The following is a 239-nucleotide window of genomic DNA, read 5'->3' as shown; positions in this document are numbered from 1 at the left end:
TGAAGCTGACCTGGCGGGTTTCGCCCTCGGCCAGATCCTGAAAATCCGTGCCCGGATCAAAGCTGAAGCTGCCGTCGTGGTGGTTGACCACGCTGCCCTCGGCAGGCGGGTTGGTGATGGCAAAGGTATGGCTGTCGCTGCCGTCGGCATCGCTGACCACAAAGTTGCCGGTGGCCGCATTACCGTCTTCCACCGCATTGACGCTCACCGCCGAGACCACGGGCGCGTCATTGACGCCG

General features: G+C 63.6%; 1 protein-coding gene. It reads right to left on the bottom strand.

The window, feature by feature from the left end:
- Positions 1–239 (bottom strand): Ig-like domain-containing protein (locus tag DA373_RS16230; protein ID WP_198650345.1); only part of this gene is annotated, 239 nt, incomplete at both ends.

Origin of the sequence: Oceanimonas marisflavi, assembly GCF_003049725.1 — a bacterium.
GTDB classification, from domain to species: Bacteria; Pseudomonadota; Gammaproteobacteria; order Enterobacterales; family Aeromonadaceae; genus Oceanimonas; species Oceanimonas marisflavi.
This window is presented reverse-complemented; position numbering and strand designations above follow the sequence as displayed.